The organism is Micromonospora sp. H61, from assembly GCF_018070325.1.
Lineage (GTDB): Bacteria > Actinomycetota > Actinomycetes > Mycobacteriales > Micromonosporaceae > Micromonospora > Micromonospora salmantinae.
Genome location: NZ_JAGPXY010000010.1, coordinates 56,136 through 71,234, shown reverse-complemented (window position 1 = coordinate 71,234; position 15,099 = coordinate 56,136). Strand labels below are relative to the sequence as shown.

Here is a 15,099-nt window from a genome sequence, read left to right as displayed (position 1 = left end):
ATGTCGACTTGTCTATGCCACCTGTGTCGTGGTGGCGAACCGGGCCTCGCCTGCTGCTTGGCCTCGATGATTCGCGCTGGGGGTGGGCCCCTTCGCCCGGCAGCCGCTGTGGCGTGTTGCCGCCGCGCGTGCCCGCTACCGGCGCACCGGTAGCTGCGGCGGCGAGCCTTGGTGCGATCCTCCGTAACCAGCCCGAGCACGCTGTAGCGGTCAGGTGGTGACCACGCCGAGCTTGATGAGGCTGTCGGCGGTGTCGGTGATGGTCGTCTCCACCGGGCGGGGCCGCCAGCCGAGGACGGTGCGGGCCTTGTCGTTGCTGATCACCGGGATCTGACCTTGGAGGGCGGCGGCCTCACGGAGCGCCGGCTCGGTCTTCGCGGCCTCCCGGACCTCGTCGTCGCTCAACTCGCGGGCCGGCACCCGGTCGGCCAGGCTCGGCAGGTGTCGGGCGAGCATCTTCGCCAGGTCGAGGAAGCTGATCGACCGGCCACTGACCCCGATGAACCGCTCACCGGCGGCGTCCGGGTGCAGCATCGCGCGCAGGTGCAGGTCGACCACGTCCCGGACGTCGACCACCCCGAAGTGCATCCGGGGTACGACCGGCATCGCCCCCTGCAGGAATGCCTGCACCAGGCCGGTCGAGGCGGACACCCGCGACCCGAGCAGCGGCCCGAAGATGCCGGTCGGGTTGACGACGCTCAGCTCGACCCCACCGTTGTTCCGGACGTAGTCCCAGGAGGCGCGTTCGGCGAGCGTCTTCGACCGGTGGTACGCCGGGATGTCGTCGTCCACGTTCGTCCAGTCCGCCTCGGTGTACTGGCCGTCGGGCTTGACGGTGTAGCCCACCGCCGCGTACGACGAGGTCAGCACCACCCGCCGTACGCCGGCCTCGCGGGCGGCGCGCAGGACGCGCAGCGCTCCGTCGCGGGCTGGCCGGATCACCTCGTCGTCGTCAGTGGGCGGGGTGAACGGGAACGGCGACGCGTGGTGCAGCACGTAGCGCGCCCCGGCGACCGCCTCGGCCCAGCCCTCGTCGGCGGAGAGGGCTGCGGTGCGGAACTCGACCCGGCCATCCGGGTTCGTGCCCGCCTGCCGGACCCGGTCGAGCACCTCGTCGCCCTGGCCCGGCTCACGGACGGTGATCCGCACCCGGTAGCCCTCGTCGAGCAGTCGGGCGACGGAGTGCCCGCCGAGGTGACCGGTCGCGCCGGTCACCAGCACCAGGGCGTCGTCGGTGCAGCGAAGTTGAAGATCGGTTGACATGGTGTGTCCCATCGTTGGTCAGAAATCCTGAAGAGCGCGCTCCACCTGCTCGACCGCGCGGGTTTCGGCAGCGGCGTCGTCTCGGTGCCGGGCATCCCACATGTCTGCCTTGGCGCGCAGGTACGCCTGGCGTACCCGTAGCCGCTCGATCTCGGCGGACAGTCGGTCGGCGTGCCGGGCGAAGAGGTCGCGTTGTTCGGCGGCGGCCGCCCGGTCGCCCTCGTCGAGCAGCGTCAGATACCGGCGCATGTCCGCGACGCTCATCCCGGACGACCGCAGGCAGGCCAGGGCGTCGACCCGCTCGGCGAGTGGGGTGTCGTAGCGGCGGTGGCCGCTGCTGTCGTCGCGGGGCACCGCACCGAGCAGGCCGACCTTCTCGTAGTAGCGCAGAGTCGGCTCGCTGAAGCCCGACCGCTGCGCCATCTCCTGGATGGTCAGGGGCCATTCCGCCTGCTCCCGGCCTTCCCTCGTCGCTGCCATGGATGAAGCGTCCCCAACTTCAAGCGCTTCAAGTCAACCGATGTGACGCGGGGCACCGCTCAACGATTTGCCCGTTCGATACCTCGTCGGACGAGGCCGCTGACGCCGGGCAGGGTGATCGCCCGGATGGTCAGATCGCTCATCCAGACGTGGAATCGGCTGGGTGGCGCGTACTGGGCCATTCCCCGGCGGGCGAGTGCCTGCCGTTTGTTGACCTCCGGGCGTAGTCCGGTCTCCCACTCGGCGAGTGCTGCCGGGAGGTCGTCGGCGTGCCGTCGCAGGGCGGCGCCGAGGTGGTCGGCGCCGGCCAGGGCGAGGGCCGCGCCGTGTCCGGCGAAGAGCGTCACGCACCACGCCGCGTCTCCGAGCAGGACGACGCGACCGGCGCTCCAGCGCGGCATGACCACCTGGCTGACGGCGTCGAAGTAGGCGCTGGCCGGGTCCTTCGCAAGATGGTCGATCGCGTCGGGCACGCCGCCCGCCAGATCTCCGAACGCGGCCCGCAGCGCGTCGACCGGCCCGCGCCTCAGGTCTGCGGCGGGCTGCGCGCTGCGATAGGTGAAGAACGCCGACGACCGGTCCGGGCCCAGGTTGACCATCGCCGCGGTGCGCCCGGGGCCGATGTGCGTGGTGGCTGACGACTCGGGCACGCCGGGCACCGGGTGGGTCACGGGGAAGGCGGCCACGAGGTACGGGAGGTCCACCCGGAAGTCGGGGCCGAACACGGCGGTACGGGTCGCCGAGTGCACCCCGTCGGCACCGACCAGCAGGTCGGCCTGCTCGATGGTGCCGTCGCTCAACTTCACGCGTACGTGATCGGTGTCCTGGTCGATGGACGTGACGGTGGTGCCGAAGCGGATGTCGACCCGGTCCCGCACCGCTTCGAAGAGGCTGGCTTCCAGGTCGCCGCGGAACACCGAGAGGGCCCGCTTGCCGAGTGCGGCCTCGGCGATGGCGGTCGGCACTGTGAACTTGGGGCGTCCGTCGGCGTGGACCAGCACTGTGGTGAACAGCCCGAGGTCGGCGGCGGTCAGCGCGGGGAGCAGGCCGAGGCGTTCGGCGGCGTCGTAGCCCGGCCCGATCAGGTTCACCATGTAGCCGCTGCTGCGCCGGGCCGGGGCTCGTTCGGCCGCGAGGACCTGCCACCCGTCCTGGTGGAGTCGCAGGGCTGTGGCCAGCCCGGCTATCCCCGCACCCACGATCACCGCACGTTTCATCCGGCACCTCCGTCACCTGGAATGAGCATCTGCTCAAACCAGTATGAGCGACTGTTCATACCGGCGCAAACGGCGGCGGCGGCACCGCCTAGACTTCAGCCATGCCGCGCGGAGTCGCCATCCCAGCGCTCAGACAGCAGCTCTTCGCTGCCGTCGAGCGGTTGATAGTGGAAGAGGGGCCGAGCAGGCTCACCGGCCGGGCCGTGACGCGCGAGGCCGGCGTCGCGACCGGCCTGCTCTACGCGCACTTCGCGAACTTCGACGACTTCCTGACCGGGTTCGCTGTCGACCGCGTCTTCCAGATCTCGGGCGAGGTGGCCGGCCTGCCGGAGCGCGCCGGGTCCGGCACTGTCGCCGACAACCTGCGTCGGGCCGTCCTGGCCACGCCGTTGGGCACGCTGACGGCGTTGACCCGGCTGACCGCCTTCCGCCCGGAGTTGACGGCGAACGTCGAGGCGGTCCTGGGCAGTGGAATGTCGGGGCTGCGGGGGATCGAACGCGCGGTCGCCGACTATCTGGCCGCCGAGCAGACCCGTGGGCGGGTGCCTGCCGGCGCCGACGCCGAGGCACTGGCTCTGGCGGTGGTCAGCGTCCTGCACCACGTCGCGTTGACCGGCCACACCGACTCGTCAGCGGATCACCGGATCCAGCGGGTGATCGGCGCGCTCACCGACGGTTTCCCCGCCGCCGCACCCTCCTGAGCGCCGCGCCGCCCCGCGCGGGCCGCGCCGCCACCCTGCGGAGAACAGCGGGGCACCGTCGGTCAGCCGGGGCGGGAGCGGGCTCAACTCAGCCGGTGAAGGGCTCGGGTCCGAGGCGGCCCCAGGCCACGAACGCGGCCAGCGCGAGATAGATCAGATTCAGCACCATGAACCTCGCCTCGCCGTAGCGCAGGTGGGTGATCATCGCGCCGACCATCAGCAGAACCCAGCAGATCGCGGTCACCGGCACGAGCACCGGTGCGATGTCGAGCACGGCGGGCAGGATGAAGCCGACAGCGGCCAGGAGTTCGAGGACCCCGAGGGTCTTGACGAAGCCCACGCTGGCGTCGCCGGTCCACCCGCCGCCGTTGGCGGCGGACAACTTCTGCTTGGGTACGAACGTCTTGGTGATGCCGCCGGCCAGGGCAATTGTGGCCAACAGGCCGGCCGCGATCCACAGTGCCAGGTTCATGATTTGCCTCCGTATCGGGTCGCACAGGAGACACCGCCGGCCGGTGCGCTGTGACAGCTCGTGAAGTGACGAGGAGCACCGACGCCCGGTGTCACAGAAGTCGGGAGGCCGGTGTCTGGTGAGCGACGCGGTCGAGTTCGGCGAGACTGGAGGACGTATGGATGCGGGAGGCGGAATCGTGAGTGCGGACGGCCGGGGGGACGGCACCGTCGACGCGTTCGTCAACCACAGAAACCTCCTCTTCACCGTCGCGTACGAGATGCTCGGTTCGGCTGCCGACGCGGAGGACGTACTCCAGGAGACCTGGCTGCGGTGGGCGGACGCGGATCACGCGACGGTTCGGGACCAGCGTGCCTACCTGGTCCGGATCACCACCCGCCAGTCGCTCAACCGGCTGCGTGCGGTCGGCCGGCGCAGGGAGTCCTACGTCGGCTCCTGGCTACCCGAGCCGTTGCTGACAGCGCCCGACGTCGCCGACGACGTCGAACTCGCCGAGAGCGTCTCGATGGCGATGCTGCTGGTGCTGGAGACGCTGGCGCCGACCGAGCGGGCGGTGTTCGTCCTCCGTGAGGTCTTCGACATTGGATACGACGAGATCGCCGAGGCGGTCGACAAGAGTTCGGCAGCGGTCCGTCAGATCGCCCACCGTGCGCGGGCGCATGTCGCCGCGCGCCGGCCGCGCGGGATGGTCTCCCCGGCGGACACCCGGCGGGCGTTGGACGCGTTCCGGCTGGCGGTCGAGACCGGCGACGTGCAGGGGCTCCTCGACGTCCTCGCGCCGGATGTCGTGCTCCTCGGCGACGGCGGCGGCATCAAGCAGGCCGTGCTGCGGCCTGTCGCCGGGGCCGACAAGGTGGCCCGCCTGCTGTGCAGCAGACACGCCAGGGTCGCGACCATGTCGCTGCACCCCGCTCAGGTCAACGGTCACCCGGCGCTGGTTCTGCGGCTCGACGGCGCTGTCGACACGGTCCTCGCGTTGCGTATCGACGGCGGTCTCATCAGTGGGGTCTACGCGGTGCGCAACCCTGAGAAGTTGTCCCACATGCGGCGGGAGACCACCCTGCGCCGTTGACTGCCTAGTACGGGGGCGTGGGTGTCTCTGATGGGTGTCGACGGGAGCGTCGCGCGTCCGCGCTGGCGACGCCGAGCAGCACCACGGCGGCGACGGCGCCGGCGGTGAGGGGCTGGAGGTGCAGTGCTGCCGGGATCAGCAGGCCGAAGGCCAGCAGGCCGGCCAGCCGGGACCGGGACACCCGACCGAAGACCTGGTATTCCAGCGCCGATCGTCCGGCGAGGAAGAGCACCGGGCCGCCGAAGATGGCGATGAGCCAGGTCGCCGGGAGGTGCCCGAGCGGCTCGGCGATGAACAGCTCGAAGCCGACGCCGGTGAGCACGATCCCCGCGATCATGACCATGTGGGCGAACGCCATGTCGGTAGCGAGTCGGGCCGGGTTACGGGAATGGTCGACGGCGGTGCCCAGCATTCCTCCCGCGACGTGGAAGTAGATCCGCCAGAGCAGGACTGTGCTCGCCAGCGCCAGGACGAACCCACCCGTCTGGTCGATGTGGAACTCGCTGCCGCTGAAGGCGAGGCCGATGACGAAGATCGCCTCGCCGAGAGCGATGAGGAGGAACTGTTGGTACCGCTCGGCCAGGTGCTCGGCGGCGATCATCTGCACGCCGAGCCGTTGCGCGCCGAGTCGGGGGGTCGGCCAGCCGAGGAACAGCCCGGTGTAGTCGATCAGCACGGCGAAGGTCCAGAGTGACCCACGAACCGTGCCGTCGTCGACCAGCCCGCCGACGACCCAGAGCGGTGCGCTCAAGCCGAACCAGAACAGGATCCGGATCGACTGGTGTGGGTCCGGCCGGCCGTGCCCGGCGACGTGGAAGAACACCACTCGGCCGATCTGGAGGGTCACCAGGGTGATGGCGAAGAGGGAGGCCCGTGCGCCGAAGCCGTGCGGCACGGCGACGGCCATCGTCATGGCACCCACCAGCGTCATGACGATGACGGTCTGGACGATCGGGGCGTCCGGGTCCAGCCAACTGGTCGACCAGACCGTCACCGACCAGACCGCCCACAGCGCCAGGAACAGCAGCAGAGCCTGGCCGAGGCCCGCGTACACGCCCCGTTGGCCGTCGGTGAAGTCGGCGATCAGCCGCGCCGAGATCCGGGTGAGGGCGAAGACGAAGACCAGGTCGAGGAAGAGCTCCAGAAAGGTGGCCCGCTGGCGGGATGCCTCGCTGCGCAACAGTCTGTCGGGGGTGTTCCTCATGGGCTCGCCACGCGCCGGTGTCGCCGCACGATCACGTGCCCCTCCCGTCGCGGTGATCTCCTCGCCTAACGAGCCAGGGGGCGGCTGTGGCACGTGGAGCGAGGGAACCGGCCCACCACAACAGTCACCAATCTGTCACCCGACCGCTACGGCAGGTGTACGCCTCTACGCTCGTGGGCGTGCCCGGACCTGCCGAGAAGGCCACTGAACAGGACCGGCGTGACCTCATCGTCACCGTCGCGCGAGAGCTGGCCGAGACGGAGGGCTGGGCGGGCGTGACCACCCGACGGCTCGCCGAACGCACCGAGATCGACATGGGCGACATCTATCGGCACTTCGCCGATCTGGAGGCGCTGATCGCCGCCGTCGCGGTGTGCGCCTTCGCCGATCTGGCCGCCGACCTCGCCGAGGCGCACGCGGAGACCGCCGGCAGCCCCGACGGGGCTTGGCCGGCGGTCGCGACCGCGTACCTCGACTTCGCGTACACGAATCCTGAGGTCTATGACGCCATGCTCGCGCTGACCCCCGACCTGGCCCTCGGCGTGGATGGTGTGCCGGCCGCGCCGCGGTCGGTCTTCGCCGAGTTGCGGGCGGCCCTGACCCCGCTGGCCGAGGGGCGGGACCCGGACACCCTGGCCGAGGTGGGTTGGAGCCTGCTGCACGGCGTGGTGATGCTCACCCGCGGTGGCCGGCTGCGACCCGAGGGGCAGGAGGACCGCGAGGCGTTGATCGCGCAACGGTTGCTGCGGTGGCCCTGACCGGGCCGCCGCCGACGCCCCCGATCGTGGTCAGTTGATGGGCTGGCGGTCGGCCGGGCCCTTGTCGGTGAACCGGAACGTGGTGTTCAGCTTGGCGTTGCCCAACTCCTTGAGGACGAGACCGTTGCCGGGGAGGTGCTGCAGGAATCGGGTCTCGCTGCCGATCGCGTACGTGCCGTCGCCCTTGGCGATGATGGTGAACCGCTGGATCGGGTCGTCCTGGTCGCAGACGACGGCCCCGATGGTCAGTTCGGGCTCGATGTCCAGGCCGTTCACCTGCCAGCAGGACGGGTCGTCATTGACGGGGTGGTCGTCCCTGGTGCCGAATGCCCTGATCACGTACCGGTCGCCGCCGATCGGTGTCGGCACGAACAGGATGCGACCGCCGGTGTCGCCGCCCTCCTCGAGTCGCCCGCTGATCTCCAACGGCTGCCCCGAACCCTGCACGCGGGTGATCGTGACCTCGCGCTTGCCGGACAGCAGTGGGTCGGTCGCCGCTGCCGACGACGTGGTCGGTCCCGCTGCCGTCGGTGTCGGCGCGCCTGTCACGGTGCCCGACGGCGTCGGCGTGCCCGCCGCGGCGCCCGGCGCCTTGTCCGCACCGCCCTGGCACGCCACCAGCGCGCTGGCGCAGGCCAGCATCGCCGCCCCGGTGACCCACTTCGTGGTGAACATGCCGCACTCCTCAAGAGCCGTCCCGAACCTGATGTCGCCTCCGCATGACGACGGCCGTGCCGGAACGGTTCACGAAAATCCGGAAGATCTCAAATCGATCTCCCGCCTATCCTGTCTCTCGGCCTTGGGGGCGGTGGCACGGGGAGGGGATGGCATGACGGTCGGCGTGGCGGCGCGACGACAGGCACAGGTGTTGATCTTCGATGCGGACGACACGTTGTGGGAGAACAACGTCGTCTTCGAGCGGGTGATCGACGACTTCCTGGGCTGGCTGGACCATCCCACCCTGGACCGGGCCGCGCTGCGGGCCGTCCTCGACGACATCGAGCGGGCCAACGCGGTGGCGCACGGGTACGGCAGCAAGGTCTTTCTGCGCAGCCTGGCGGAGTGCCTGGAGCGGCTGCGCGAGCGGCCGGCCACCGACTCCGAACGTCAGGAGATCGACCGGCTGGCGGTGGCCCTCGTCGAGCACCAGGTGGAGCTGATGCCCGGGGTGGCCGACGCGCTCGACGAGTTGGGCGGCCGGCACGAGTTGCTGCTGCTCACCAAGGGCGATCGGGAGGAGCAGCAGCGCAAGCTGGACGCCTGCGGTCTGCTGCACCACTTCGGCGCCGCGCACATCGTCGCCGAGAAGAACGTCGACACGTACCGGTGGCTCACTCGGGAGCACGGCTTCGCGCCGGACGGCGCGTGGATGATCGGCAACTCCCCGAAGTCCGACATCCTGCCGGCGCGGGCCGCCGGGTTGAACGCGGTGTTCATTCCGAACGCGAACACCTGGGTGCTGGAGGACGACGAGCTGGACCCGACAGACGGTGGGGTGCTGCGGCTCGCCGCGTTCCGGGACCTGCTGCGCCACTTCTGACCGTACCGACGCCGAACAGCGTCGGGGATCATGGTCGCGTTACGCCGACCTGCCCGATTTTCAGCGTGGAAGAAGTCCTGCCGCCGGTCGTCCGACGCGGCTTGTCCGGCCGGTCGGAGCGCGCCTAACCTGGTCCGGCGCTCACGGCCCTTCGGGGTGTGTCGGGGCGCGTCGACGTTCGGCGGGTGAGCACCGTGGAGCTGAGTGCGAAGTGGCTGGCTCACCCCGTTCTGGCGCGCGGCGTCGTGCCACGCCCGCGCGGCGGGGTGCCGGAGCTGTCCGCTTCCCTGTCGGACGGCCGAGGGTCAGGGCCGGGTAGTTGCGGACCCGGTCCTGACCCGCCCGCGAATCGTTCGACCGTTGCGAGCGGGGCAGACCGCGCGCCGGTTCGACTGTCAGGACGGCGGCATGAAGCGCAGATCTCTCCTCAGCTCAGCCGATACTGAGAGCCGCTGCGGCTCAGCCGGCCTCGCGGCGGACGATCGCCACCGCCACCCGGCAGAACTCGTCCATGTCCGGGTTGAACCCGGCAGCGATGTCGGGATGCAACCCGGAGCGGGTCTCCTCCAACAACCGCTGGCAGACCTGCTCTACCGGTTCACCGGCGTAGCCGGAGCGGACCCGCTCGGTGGCCGCCTGAAGCGCCGAGGTCAGCTGCTCCTCCAGCGGGCCGCGCAGCTTCTGCTGCACGGGATCGAGCCCGCGGGGGTCGAGCGTGACATGTGGCTCCGACATCGGTGCTCCCTTCGTCGGCGTCCGCGATACCCCACCGCGGACGTCGGTCAAACCCCGGTCGGTACGGCGGCGACCCGCACCTGGTACGAGAACTCCTCCGCCGGCTCCTCGTGGTACGACAGCCGGCGGATCTGCCGGTCGTCGTCGTAGAGGGCGACGTCCACCAGCACGCCGAGGTGGGCGAGGCCGATGTTCGACACCCGCTTCTTGTCCTGCAACACCGCACAGACGCCGCCGAGAAGGGTGCTGGCGTCGGACGTACGGTGCCCTGGCGGGCAGCGCAACACCAGGTCCACCTCGATCGGCCCGGGCAACGGCGTCCAGCCGGTGCGCTGGGCCGCGGCGAGGGCGGCCTGGAGCAGGGTGCGGACCCTCGTCGCCTGCCGGTGCCCGGCGGCGAAGATGGACAACGCTTCGGTCTTGACCGGTGGCAGGCCGCTCACCTCGAACGTCAGGGCGAGAGCGCGGGTGTCCTGCACGACGGCACCTCCTCGTTGGGACGATCCTGCCGAACCGGGGGAGCGGCGGTGGGACGTTCCCGCGATTACCAACCGATCGGGCAGGCATGGGTCGGCCGGAGGCGTGTCGACGGCGGCGGCGAACGCGCTGGCTACGGCGCTAGGAAAACGCTAGCCGACGACGCCCGCGCTCGGTAGTCGGTCGTTCACCCGGTGGGGCGTGGGGTGAAGGCGCAGAACTCGTTGCCCTCCGGGTCGGCCAGCACCCACCACCAGTGCGCCTCGTCGAGCGGCTCACTCAGCAGCGTCGCGCCCGCCGCGATCAGCGCCATCGGCTCCGGGTCGACCAGGTCGACGTCCCAGTGCAGCCGGTTCTTGACCGTCTTGGGCTCGGGCACCCCGACGAACACCCAGTAGTCCCAGGGGAAACCGGACGCGCCGACCACCGACGAGGTGCTCGGCTCGTGCTCGACGGTGCCGCCGACCACCCCGGCCCACCAGGTCGCCTGCGCCGCCGGGTCGGCCGAGTCCACGACCAGCTCGAACGGGCCCGGTCGGGTGCCGTCGCGGGCCGGGAACGCGCAGAACTCGTTGCCCTCCGGGTCGTCGAGCACCCACCAGGTCGCCTCGCCACCCGGTTCGCGAACCAGCCGGGCGCCATCCGCGACCAACGCCGCCGGGTCCGCCCCAGCCAACCGCAGATCCAGGTGTACGCGGGTCTTGCCGACCCGAGGCTCGGGCACCTTGTTCACCCAGATGGACTCGGCGTTCGAGCGCGCCGAGCGCGGGTCCACCCGGGTGTCGTCGTCACCGGCATCGGCCACGTCACCGTCGAGCATCCGGGCCCAGAAGGCGCCGAGCGCGAGCGGGTCGGTGGCGTCGAGACAGAGGTCCTTGAAGCGCGCGATCATCGTCCCAGCATGCCTGGTCCGGGCGAACGTGTCCGGGCAGAGGTTCTGGGCCGGAGCGATCCCAAATAGAATCCTTGCCGTTATATAACGCCGCACGTACTATGCGCTCATGCATGAATCTACCTTCCTCATCCTCACCGCTCTGGCCGCGCAGCCGTTGCATGGCTATGGAGTCGTGCAAGCGGTGGAGGAGTTGTCGGCGGGTGACGTCAAGCTGCGGCCTGGCACGCTCTACGGCGCGCTCGACCGCCTGGTCGAGCAGGACCTGATCGAGGTTGACCGGGAGGAGGTCGTCGACGGGAGGCTGCGTCGCTACTACCGGCTCAACGAGGCGGGAGCGGCCGCCCTGCAAACCCAGGCCGAGCGGTTGCGTCGGCACGCCACGGCGGCCGATACCCAGTTGAGCAAGCGCCTCGGTGGTGCCCCGGGCTTCGGGACGGTGATCGCATGACCGCCGCCGCCTGGTCGACCGACGACCACAGTCTCGAACGCCACTACCGCACGCTGCTGCTGGCATACCCGGGCCGGCACCGGCAGCGGTACGGCAACGAGATGATCACGACGCTCCTCGAGATGGCGGCCCCCGGGCAGCGCCGCCCTCGGCCCGGGGAAGCCCTGCACCTGCTCGCCAGCGGCGTGCGCCACCGGCTCCGGCTCCCCGCACGCCGGCCGTTTGCGGTTGTCGCGGCGGTCCTCCTCGCCCTGACGATGGGCGCTTTCGGTGGGGCCGCAGGGTCGTGGGCAGGTTCCCAGACGTTCGCGGACCTACCCGACGACGCCACGATCGCCAGCCTGGCCCAGCGGGCCAGCGGTGCCGCCAGCGATTCCAGCCAGCTGCGTGTCGCGTCACCGTGGGTGGAGGAGTCGATCTCGACGACTACCGAAGTCGATGGCGCCTGGGACGCTGAGAAGGCCCGGCAGCGGTTCGCCGCTGACGGCTGGTCCGTTTCCGACATCACGCCGCTCGGCGGCAAAGCGGTCGCGTTCAATCCCGACACCAAATCCTTCGTCGACCTGCCGATGCGCAACTCAACGTTCACCGCCACGTCGAACGGGCTGACACTCCAGGTGCGGGGCTACCTCACCGCCGACCACGGTTCTGTCCACCTCGACGGTTGGGCGCAGAGCAGGCCCATGTTCCTACCTCTGATCGTGATGGGCATCCTGATCGGACTTGTCGTCGGGTGGCTGTTCCCAGCGGCACTCGCCTACCGGATCGTGGAGGCGTCGGCCGAACGGCGACGCGCCTCCGCCGGGCTCTGGGCCGTCGCTCTGATCGCGCTCGCTCTGCCGGCAGTAGCCCTGTACGGCAACGTGTTGCGGACATTCCGAGATCACGGCGACGTCGGTCCGGTCTTCACCGTGCACAGCGCATTCACACCCGGCCCCTACTACCCGTTCGGACCGGCCTGGCAGATTCTCGCCCTGACCATCGCCGGTGCCGTGCTCGCGGGTGCCACGACCCGGCTCGCCCGTCCGGGCACCCAGCCGGAAACGCAGGAAGCAGCGATAGCAAGCTGAGGCTCAGGCCGCTGCTGTCCGATGGCCGGGGCGGTAGTTCGTCATCGAACTGACTGCCGGCGGTCGCGGGACTTTTCAGGGTAGATCTTGGACAGTTTCCGTTCTGTCATAACGGAAACTGTCCAAGATCTCAGAGTGCCCTAGGTAGAGGGGTCTTCTCCGAGTTTCGTGTTCAGTGCTGCTTGGCGTACGCGACGAACGTCTTCCAGGCGGTCGGGTCGACGTGCAGGGTGCCGCCGTCGCGGTCCTTGGTGTCGCGCACCAGCACCACGCTCGGCAGGTTGTCGGCGACCTCGACGCAGGACCCGCCGTTGCCGCCGGACCGGGTCGACTTCCGCCACTGTGGGGTCAGCATGCCCATGACTTCGCCACTTCCTTGATCAGCTCGATTGACTGCCGGCGGGGGAGCGCCTCGTTCCGCACGATCTCCCACGTCTTCGCCAGCTTAGCGACGTCGGTCGGTGCATCGACGAACTGCGCGGTGAGCTGGTTGTCGGCGTGAGCCACCCGCTCACCGTCCGGCATCTCGGCGATGATGAACTGACCGGCCAATCCCATATACATCCCAGCATCCACCGGCACGATGTGCACCTGGATATGCTCCGCCGTCGCCAACTGGGCCAGGTGCTCGCACTGCTCGACCATGAGACCCGGCTGGTCGAGCACCGGCCGGCGCAGCACCGCCTCGTCCAGTACGGCGATGAGCTGCGGCGGGCGCGGGCGGTGCAGGATCGCCTGGCGCTCCAGCCGGGAGGCGACGATTCGGTCCACATCCTCGGCGTCGAACCGGCCACCGGCCAGCGTCGCGCGGGCGTACCGCTCGGTCTGGAGCAGGCCCGGCACGTACGCCAACTCGAACCAGCGCAGCGTGGTCGCCTCCCGCTCGAACTCGATCCACTCGCGCAGCCAGGCCGGCTCGGCGTCGAGCCGGGCCAACCCGTCCAGCATGCGGAGGAAGCGTCCGCCGGTCTGGTGGTGGTTGTCGACCGCCCTCATGTACTCCTTCGTGGGCGGTCGCCCGCCGGTCTCCACCGAGCTGACGTGCGAACCCGAATAGCCGATGCCCCTGCCGAAGTCGTCCTGACTGAGCCCGGACCCCGCCCGGAACAGACGCAGTTCCTCCAGCACGTAGTCGGTGACGGTCCCCATTGATTCCCCAACCTTCGCTCAGTCTGGCCCGGCGTGTCCCTCGTGGGTGCTCACCTGGACCGCTGAGCTGCACAAACGGCGCGAGCACGTATCGACGGTAGTCGCCTCATCACCACACTGTCACCAGTGGCGGGTCCGCTGGTGGCCGGAATGGCGGCGGCGGGCCCTGCCCTCCGGGGTCGCTCCCGTCTCCCCCTTGCGGGAGCGGCCCCTTGCCCGTCCCCGAGGAGGTCGATGTGCTCACCCCGACAACCCAGCAGCCCTCGGCGCGGTGGCGGTGATGGTGGTCCGGCCGCCCGTCCCGCACGTCGCCATGCGTCCGCTGTGGCGGTGCCGCAACTGTGGCGCCGAGTGGCCCTGCCAACCGGCCAAGCTCGCCCTGCTGACGGAGTACCGGACCAGCCGGACCGCACTGCTGATCTACCTCGGCACTCTGATGCACGAGGCGACGAACCAGCTCACCCAACTCCACCCGGATCATCCACCGACCAGGATGACCGAGCGTTTCCTCTCCTGGGCCAGGGCCCGAAGCTGACGCTCGGCCCGCCGTCGTTCATCCCGGAAAGTGGATCAGCGACACCCCGTCGGAGTATCAGGGCCCCTCGCCGGTGAGCACCGCGGCGTCGTGGATCAGGCCCGCCACGGCGGCCGCCGCCAGGTCGAAGCGGCGGGTCCTGCGCTGCCAGAAGGCCGACTCCCGCAGAAGGACGGCGTATCCCAGCAGGGGCGACCGGTCCAGGATCAGTCGGCCTGGTGGCTGCGGCTCCGAGGTCATGCGGCATCGGCGCGGGGAGCGGCGTCGTCGCCGTTCATTTCGGCTTCCACGGCGGCGTTGATCTTGGCGCGCTCCGCCTCGAACCGCTCCGAGGGCCACTCGGCTTCCACGCCTAATCGTGTGAGCGGCATTTGTCAGGCTGGCGGCCAGCATCGCAGAGCGGTGTCGGCGACGCGTCGGAGGTCCTCGCGTTCCGCACCACCCGCCGCTTGCACGGCCATGCCGTTCGCGATCGTCATGATGAAGCGGGCGATCAGGTCTGGGTCGGCGTCGGCGGGCAGGTCGCTCTCCTCGACGGCCCGCTGGAACCGCTCGCGTAGGTGCGCCTGGCCGTGGGCGCGCCACTCGGTCAGGGTGTCGTGCGCGATTCGCCCGGTCTTGCCGACGGCCAGCGCGCCCTGCACGCCCAGGCATCCCGTGGGCCATCCGGGCAGGGTGTTGGCCCGAATGGAGCCGGCGAGGAACATCGTGGCCACCTCGCGGGCGGTGGGTGCTTGTAACGCCTGGCTGACGTAGGCGCCGGGGCCTTCGGTGTATCGCTGCAACGCCTTTCGGAAGAGCTGCTCCTTGTTGCCGAAGGCCGCGTACATGCTCTTGCGGGAGATGCCCATGGCTTCGGTCAGGTCAGTGAGGCTGGCTCCCTCGTAGCCTTGCTCCCAGAAGATCACCATTGCCTTTTCGAGCGCGGCGTCGGCGTCGAACGCTCGCGGCCGGCCCATTCGTGTCTCCTCCATCACAGCATTCTACTGCTTGTGCACCGATCGGTGCTGAACTGCTAGTGTCAGGTTCGGCACCGATCGGTGCCGAAATCTGTGGAGCGCAGATGCTTCGCATCGAGCGGCA

The 15,099-nt window shown here is 70.0% G+C and carries 20 protein-coding genes; 7 read left to right on the top strand and 13 right to left on the bottom strand.

Going from position 1 to position 15,099, the window contains the following annotated elements:
* Window positions 1-210: 210 nt before the first annotated feature.
* The 3 genes from KBX08_RS07965 to KBX08_RS07955 are packed head-to-tail and all read right to left on the bottom strand — an operon-like array spanning window position 211 to window position 2,960.
* Window positions 211-1,263: an NAD-dependent epimerase/dehydratase family protein gene (locus KBX08_RS07965; protein ID WP_210781950.1), complete on the bottom strand. Its 1,053-nt coding sequence runs from the start codon at window positions 1,261-1,263 to the stop codon at window positions 211-213.
* 18 nt (window positions 1,264-1,281) lie between these two features.
* The gene (locus KBX08_RS07960) at window positions 1,282-1,743 is read right to left on the bottom strand and encodes a MerR family transcriptional regulator (RefSeq protein WP_210781948.1); all 462 of its coding nucleotides are present in this window, start codon (window positions 1,741-1,743) and stop codon (window positions 1,282-1,284) included.
* A gap of 59 nt (window positions 1,744-1,802) precedes the next feature.
* Window positions 1,803-2,960 (bottom strand): FAD-dependent oxidoreductase, encoded by a 1,158-nt coding sequence (locus KBX08_RS07955; protein ID WP_210781946.1) that lies wholly within the window; start codon window positions 2,958-2,960, stop codon window positions 1,803-1,805.
* A 101-nt stretch (window positions 2,961-3,061) separates the two neighbouring features.
* Between KBX08_RS07955 and KBX08_RS07950 the strand changes: the two genes are divergently transcribed.
* Window positions 3,062-3,661 (top strand): TetR/AcrR family transcriptional regulator, encoded by a 600-nt coding sequence (locus KBX08_RS07950; protein WP_210781944.1) that lies wholly within the window; start codon window positions 3,062-3,064, stop codon window positions 3,659-3,661.
* 88 nt (window positions 3,662-3,749) lie between these two features.
* Here KBX08_RS07950 and KBX08_RS07945 read toward each other — a convergent pair whose 3' ends face one another.
* Window positions 3,750-4,133 carry a DoxX family protein gene (locus KBX08_RS07945; RefSeq protein ID WP_210781942.1) on the bottom strand — a complete coding sequence of 128 codons (384 nt, stop codon included), beginning with the start codon at window positions 4,131-4,133 and terminating at the stop codon, window positions 3,750-3,752.
* Window positions 4,134-4,290: 157 nt separating this feature from the next.
* Between KBX08_RS07945 and KBX08_RS07940 the strand changes: the two genes are divergently transcribed.
* Window positions 4,291-5,205 carry an RNA polymerase sigma-70 factor gene (locus tag KBX08_RS07940; RefSeq protein ID WP_210781940.1) on the top strand — a complete coding sequence of 305 codons (915 nt, stop codon included), beginning with the start codon at window positions 4,291-4,293 and terminating at the stop codon, window positions 5,203-5,205.
* A gap of 4 nt (window positions 5,206-5,209) precedes the next feature.
* Here the strand turns inward: KBX08_RS07940 and KBX08_RS07935 are convergent, their stop codons facing one another.
* Window positions 5,210-6,409 carry a low temperature requirement protein A gene (locus tag KBX08_RS07935; RefSeq protein ID WP_210781938.1) on the bottom strand — a complete coding sequence of 400 codons (1,200 nt, stop codon included), beginning with the start codon at window positions 6,407-6,409 and terminating at the stop codon, window positions 5,210-5,212.
* A gap of 179 nt (window positions 6,410-6,588) precedes the next feature.
* Between KBX08_RS07935 and KBX08_RS07930 the strand changes: the two genes are divergently transcribed.
* Window positions 6,589-7,167, top strand: a complete 579-nt coding sequence (locus KBX08_RS07930) for a TetR/AcrR family transcriptional regulator (protein WP_238688247.1) — start codon at window positions 6,589-6,591, stop codon at window positions 7,165-7,167.
* 30 nt (window positions 7,168-7,197) lie between these two features.
* On the opposite strand, the gene KBX08_RS07925 is transcribed toward KBX08_RS07930, so the two are convergent.
* On the bottom strand, window positions 7,198-7,842 hold the full coding sequence (locus tag KBX08_RS07925) for a hypothetical protein (RefSeq protein WP_210781934.1): 645 nt from the start codon (window positions 7,840-7,842) through the stop codon (window positions 7,198-7,200).
* 154 nt (window positions 7,843-7,996) lie between these two features.
* Here KBX08_RS07925 and KBX08_RS07920 point away from each other — a divergent pair, with 154 nt between their 5' ends.
* Entirely contained in the window at window positions 7,997-8,707 is a 711-nt protein-coding gene (locus KBX08_RS07920; protein ID WP_210781932.1) for an HAD family hydrolase, read from the top strand.
* A gap of 459 nt (window positions 8,708-9,166) precedes the next feature.
* Here KBX08_RS07920 and KBX08_RS07915 read toward each other — a convergent pair whose 3' ends face one another.
* The 3 genes from KBX08_RS07915 to KBX08_RS07905 form a co-directional block, all read right to left on the bottom strand.
* Window positions 9,167-9,442 carry a hypothetical protein gene (locus KBX08_RS07915; RefSeq protein WP_210781930.1) on the bottom strand — a complete coding sequence of 92 codons (276 nt, stop codon included), beginning with the start codon at window positions 9,440-9,442 and terminating at the stop codon, window positions 9,167-9,169.
* A gap of 47 nt (window positions 9,443-9,489) precedes the next feature.
* Entirely contained in the window at window positions 9,490-9,921 is a 432-nt protein-coding gene (locus KBX08_RS07910) for a hypothetical protein (RefSeq protein WP_210781928.1), read from the bottom strand.
* A 185-nt stretch (window positions 9,922-10,106) separates the two neighbouring features.
* A complete protein-coding gene (locus KBX08_RS07905; RefSeq protein ID WP_210781927.1) occupies window positions 10,107-10,811 on the bottom strand; it encodes a VOC family protein in 705 nt (234 codons plus the stop codon).
* A 109-nt stretch (window positions 10,812-10,920) separates the two neighbouring features.
* Here KBX08_RS07905 and KBX08_RS07900 point away from each other — a divergent pair, with 109 nt between their 5' ends.
* Both KBX08_RS07900 and KBX08_RS07895 read left to right on the top strand, forming a co-directional pair.
* On the top strand, window positions 10,921-11,262 hold the full coding sequence (locus tag KBX08_RS07900; protein WP_210781926.1) for a PadR family transcriptional regulator: 342 nt from the start codon (window positions 10,921-10,923) through the stop codon (window positions 11,260-11,262).
* Entirely contained in the window at window positions 11,259-12,332 is a 1,074-nt protein-coding gene (locus KBX08_RS07895) for a hypothetical protein (protein WP_210781924.1), read from the top strand. Before KBX08_RS07900 ends, KBX08_RS07895 begins: the two co-directional genes overlap by 4 nt.
* Window positions 12,333-12,504: 172 nt before the next feature.
* Here KBX08_RS07895 and KBX08_RS07890 read toward each other — a convergent pair whose 3' ends face one another.
* Window positions 12,505-12,687 carry a DUF397 domain-containing protein gene (locus KBX08_RS07890; RefSeq protein WP_210782013.1) on the bottom strand — a complete coding sequence of 61 codons (183 nt, stop codon included), beginning with the start codon at window positions 12,685-12,687 and terminating at the stop codon, window positions 12,505-12,507.
* Window positions 12,681-13,481, bottom strand: a complete 801-nt coding sequence (locus tag KBX08_RS07885) for a helix-turn-helix transcriptional regulator (RefSeq protein ID WP_210781920.1) — start codon at window positions 13,479-13,481, stop codon at window positions 12,681-12,683. The genes KBX08_RS07890 and KBX08_RS07885 overlap by 7 nt, the downstream gene beginning before the upstream one ends.
* A 280-nt stretch (window positions 13,482-13,761) precedes the next feature.
* On the opposite strand from KBX08_RS07885, the gene KBX08_RS07880 reads away from it, so the two are divergent.
* On the top strand, window positions 13,762-14,016 hold the full coding sequence (locus KBX08_RS07880) for a flavin reductase (RefSeq protein ID WP_210781918.1): 255 nt from the start codon (window positions 13,762-13,764) through the stop codon (window positions 14,014-14,016).
* 57 nt (window positions 14,017-14,073) lie between these two features.
* Here KBX08_RS07880 and KBX08_RS07875 read toward each other — a convergent pair whose 3' ends face one another.
* Both KBX08_RS07875 and KBX08_RS07870 read right to left on the bottom strand, forming a co-directional pair.
* The gene (locus KBX08_RS07875; RefSeq protein WP_210781916.1) at window positions 14,074-14,256 is read right to left on the bottom strand and encodes a hypothetical protein; all 183 of its coding nucleotides are present in this window, start codon (window positions 14,254-14,256) and stop codon (window positions 14,074-14,076) included.
* 134 nt (window positions 14,257-14,390) lie between these two features.
* The gene (locus tag KBX08_RS07870; RefSeq protein ID WP_210781914.1) at window positions 14,391-14,990 is read right to left on the bottom strand and encodes a TetR/AcrR family transcriptional regulator; all 600 of its coding nucleotides are present in this window, start codon (window positions 14,988-14,990) and stop codon (window positions 14,391-14,393) included.
* Window positions 14,991-15,099 lie beyond the last annotated feature (109 nt).

What these genes read in the sequence shown, in the direction of transcription:
- KBX08_RS07905 (WP_210781927.1), bottom strand. Translation starts at nt 10,811, where the DNA reads ATGATCGCGCGCTTCAAGGACCTCTGTCTCGACGCCACCGACCCGCTC.
- KBX08_RS07935 (WP_210781938.1), bottom strand. Translation starts at nt 6,409, where the DNA reads ATGAGGAACACCCCCGACAGACTGTTGCGCAGCGAGGCATCCCGCCAG.
- KBX08_RS07965 (WP_210781950.1), bottom strand. Translation starts at nt 1,263, where the DNA reads ATGTCAACCGATCTTCAACTTCGCTGCACCGACGACGCCCTGGTGCTG.
- KBX08_RS07900 (WP_210781926.1), top strand. Translation starts at nt 10,921, where the DNA reads ATGCATGAATCTACCTTCCTCATCCTCACCGCTCTGGCCGCGCAGCCG.
- KBX08_RS07885 (WP_210781920.1), bottom strand. Translation starts at nt 13,481, where the DNA reads ATGGGGACCGTCACCGACTACGTGCTGGAGGAACTGCGTCTGTTCCGG.
- KBX08_RS07925 (WP_210781934.1), bottom strand. Translation starts at nt 7,842, where the DNA reads ATGTTCACCACGAAGTGGGTCACCGGGGCGGCGATGCTGGCCTGCGCC.
- KBX08_RS07880 (WP_210781918.1), top strand. Translation starts at nt 13,762, where the DNA reads ATGGTGGTCCGGCCGCCCGTCCCGCACGTCGCCATGCGTCCGCTGTGG.
- KBX08_RS07920 (WP_210781932.1), top strand. Translation starts at nt 7,997, where the DNA reads ATGACGGTCGGCGTGGCGGCGCGACGACAGGCACAGGTGTTGATCTTC.
- KBX08_RS07890 (WP_210782013.1), bottom strand. Translation starts at nt 12,687, where the DNA reads ATGCTGACCCCACAGTGGCGGAAGTCGACCCGGTCCGGCGGCAACGGC.
- KBX08_RS07955 (WP_210781946.1), bottom strand. Translation starts at nt 2,960, where the DNA reads ATGAAACGTGCGGTGATCGTGGGTGCGGGGATAGCCGGGCTGGCCACA.
- KBX08_RS07940 (WP_210781940.1), top strand. Translation starts at nt 4,291, where the DNA reads ATGGATGCGGGAGGCGGAATCGTGAGTGCGGACGGCCGGGGGGACGGC.
- KBX08_RS07950 (WP_210781944.1), top strand. Translation starts at nt 3,062, where the DNA reads ATGCCGCGCGGAGTCGCCATCCCAGCGCTCAGACAGCAGCTCTTCGCT.
- KBX08_RS07895 (WP_210781924.1), top strand. Translation starts at nt 11,259, where the DNA reads ATGACCGCCGCCGCCTGGTCGACCGACGACCACAGTCTCGAACGCCAC.
- KBX08_RS07875 (WP_210781916.1), bottom strand. Translation starts at nt 14,256, where the DNA reads ATGACCTCGGAGCCGCAGCCACCAGGCCGACTGATCCTGGACCGGTCG.
- KBX08_RS07870 (WP_210781914.1), bottom strand. Translation starts at nt 14,990, where the DNA reads ATGGAGGAGACACGAATGGGCCGGCCGCGAGCGTTCGACGCCGACGCC.
- KBX08_RS07915 (WP_210781930.1), bottom strand. Translation starts at nt 9,442, where the DNA reads ATGTCGGAGCCACATGTCACGCTCGACCCCCGCGGGCTCGATCCCGTG.
- KBX08_RS07945 (WP_210781942.1), bottom strand. Translation starts at nt 4,133, where the DNA reads ATGAACCTGGCACTGTGGATCGCGGCCGGCCTGTTGGCCACAATTGCC.
- KBX08_RS07960 (WP_210781948.1), bottom strand. Translation starts at nt 1,743, where the DNA reads ATGGCAGCGACGAGGGAAGGCCGGGAGCAGGCGGAATGGCCCCTGACC.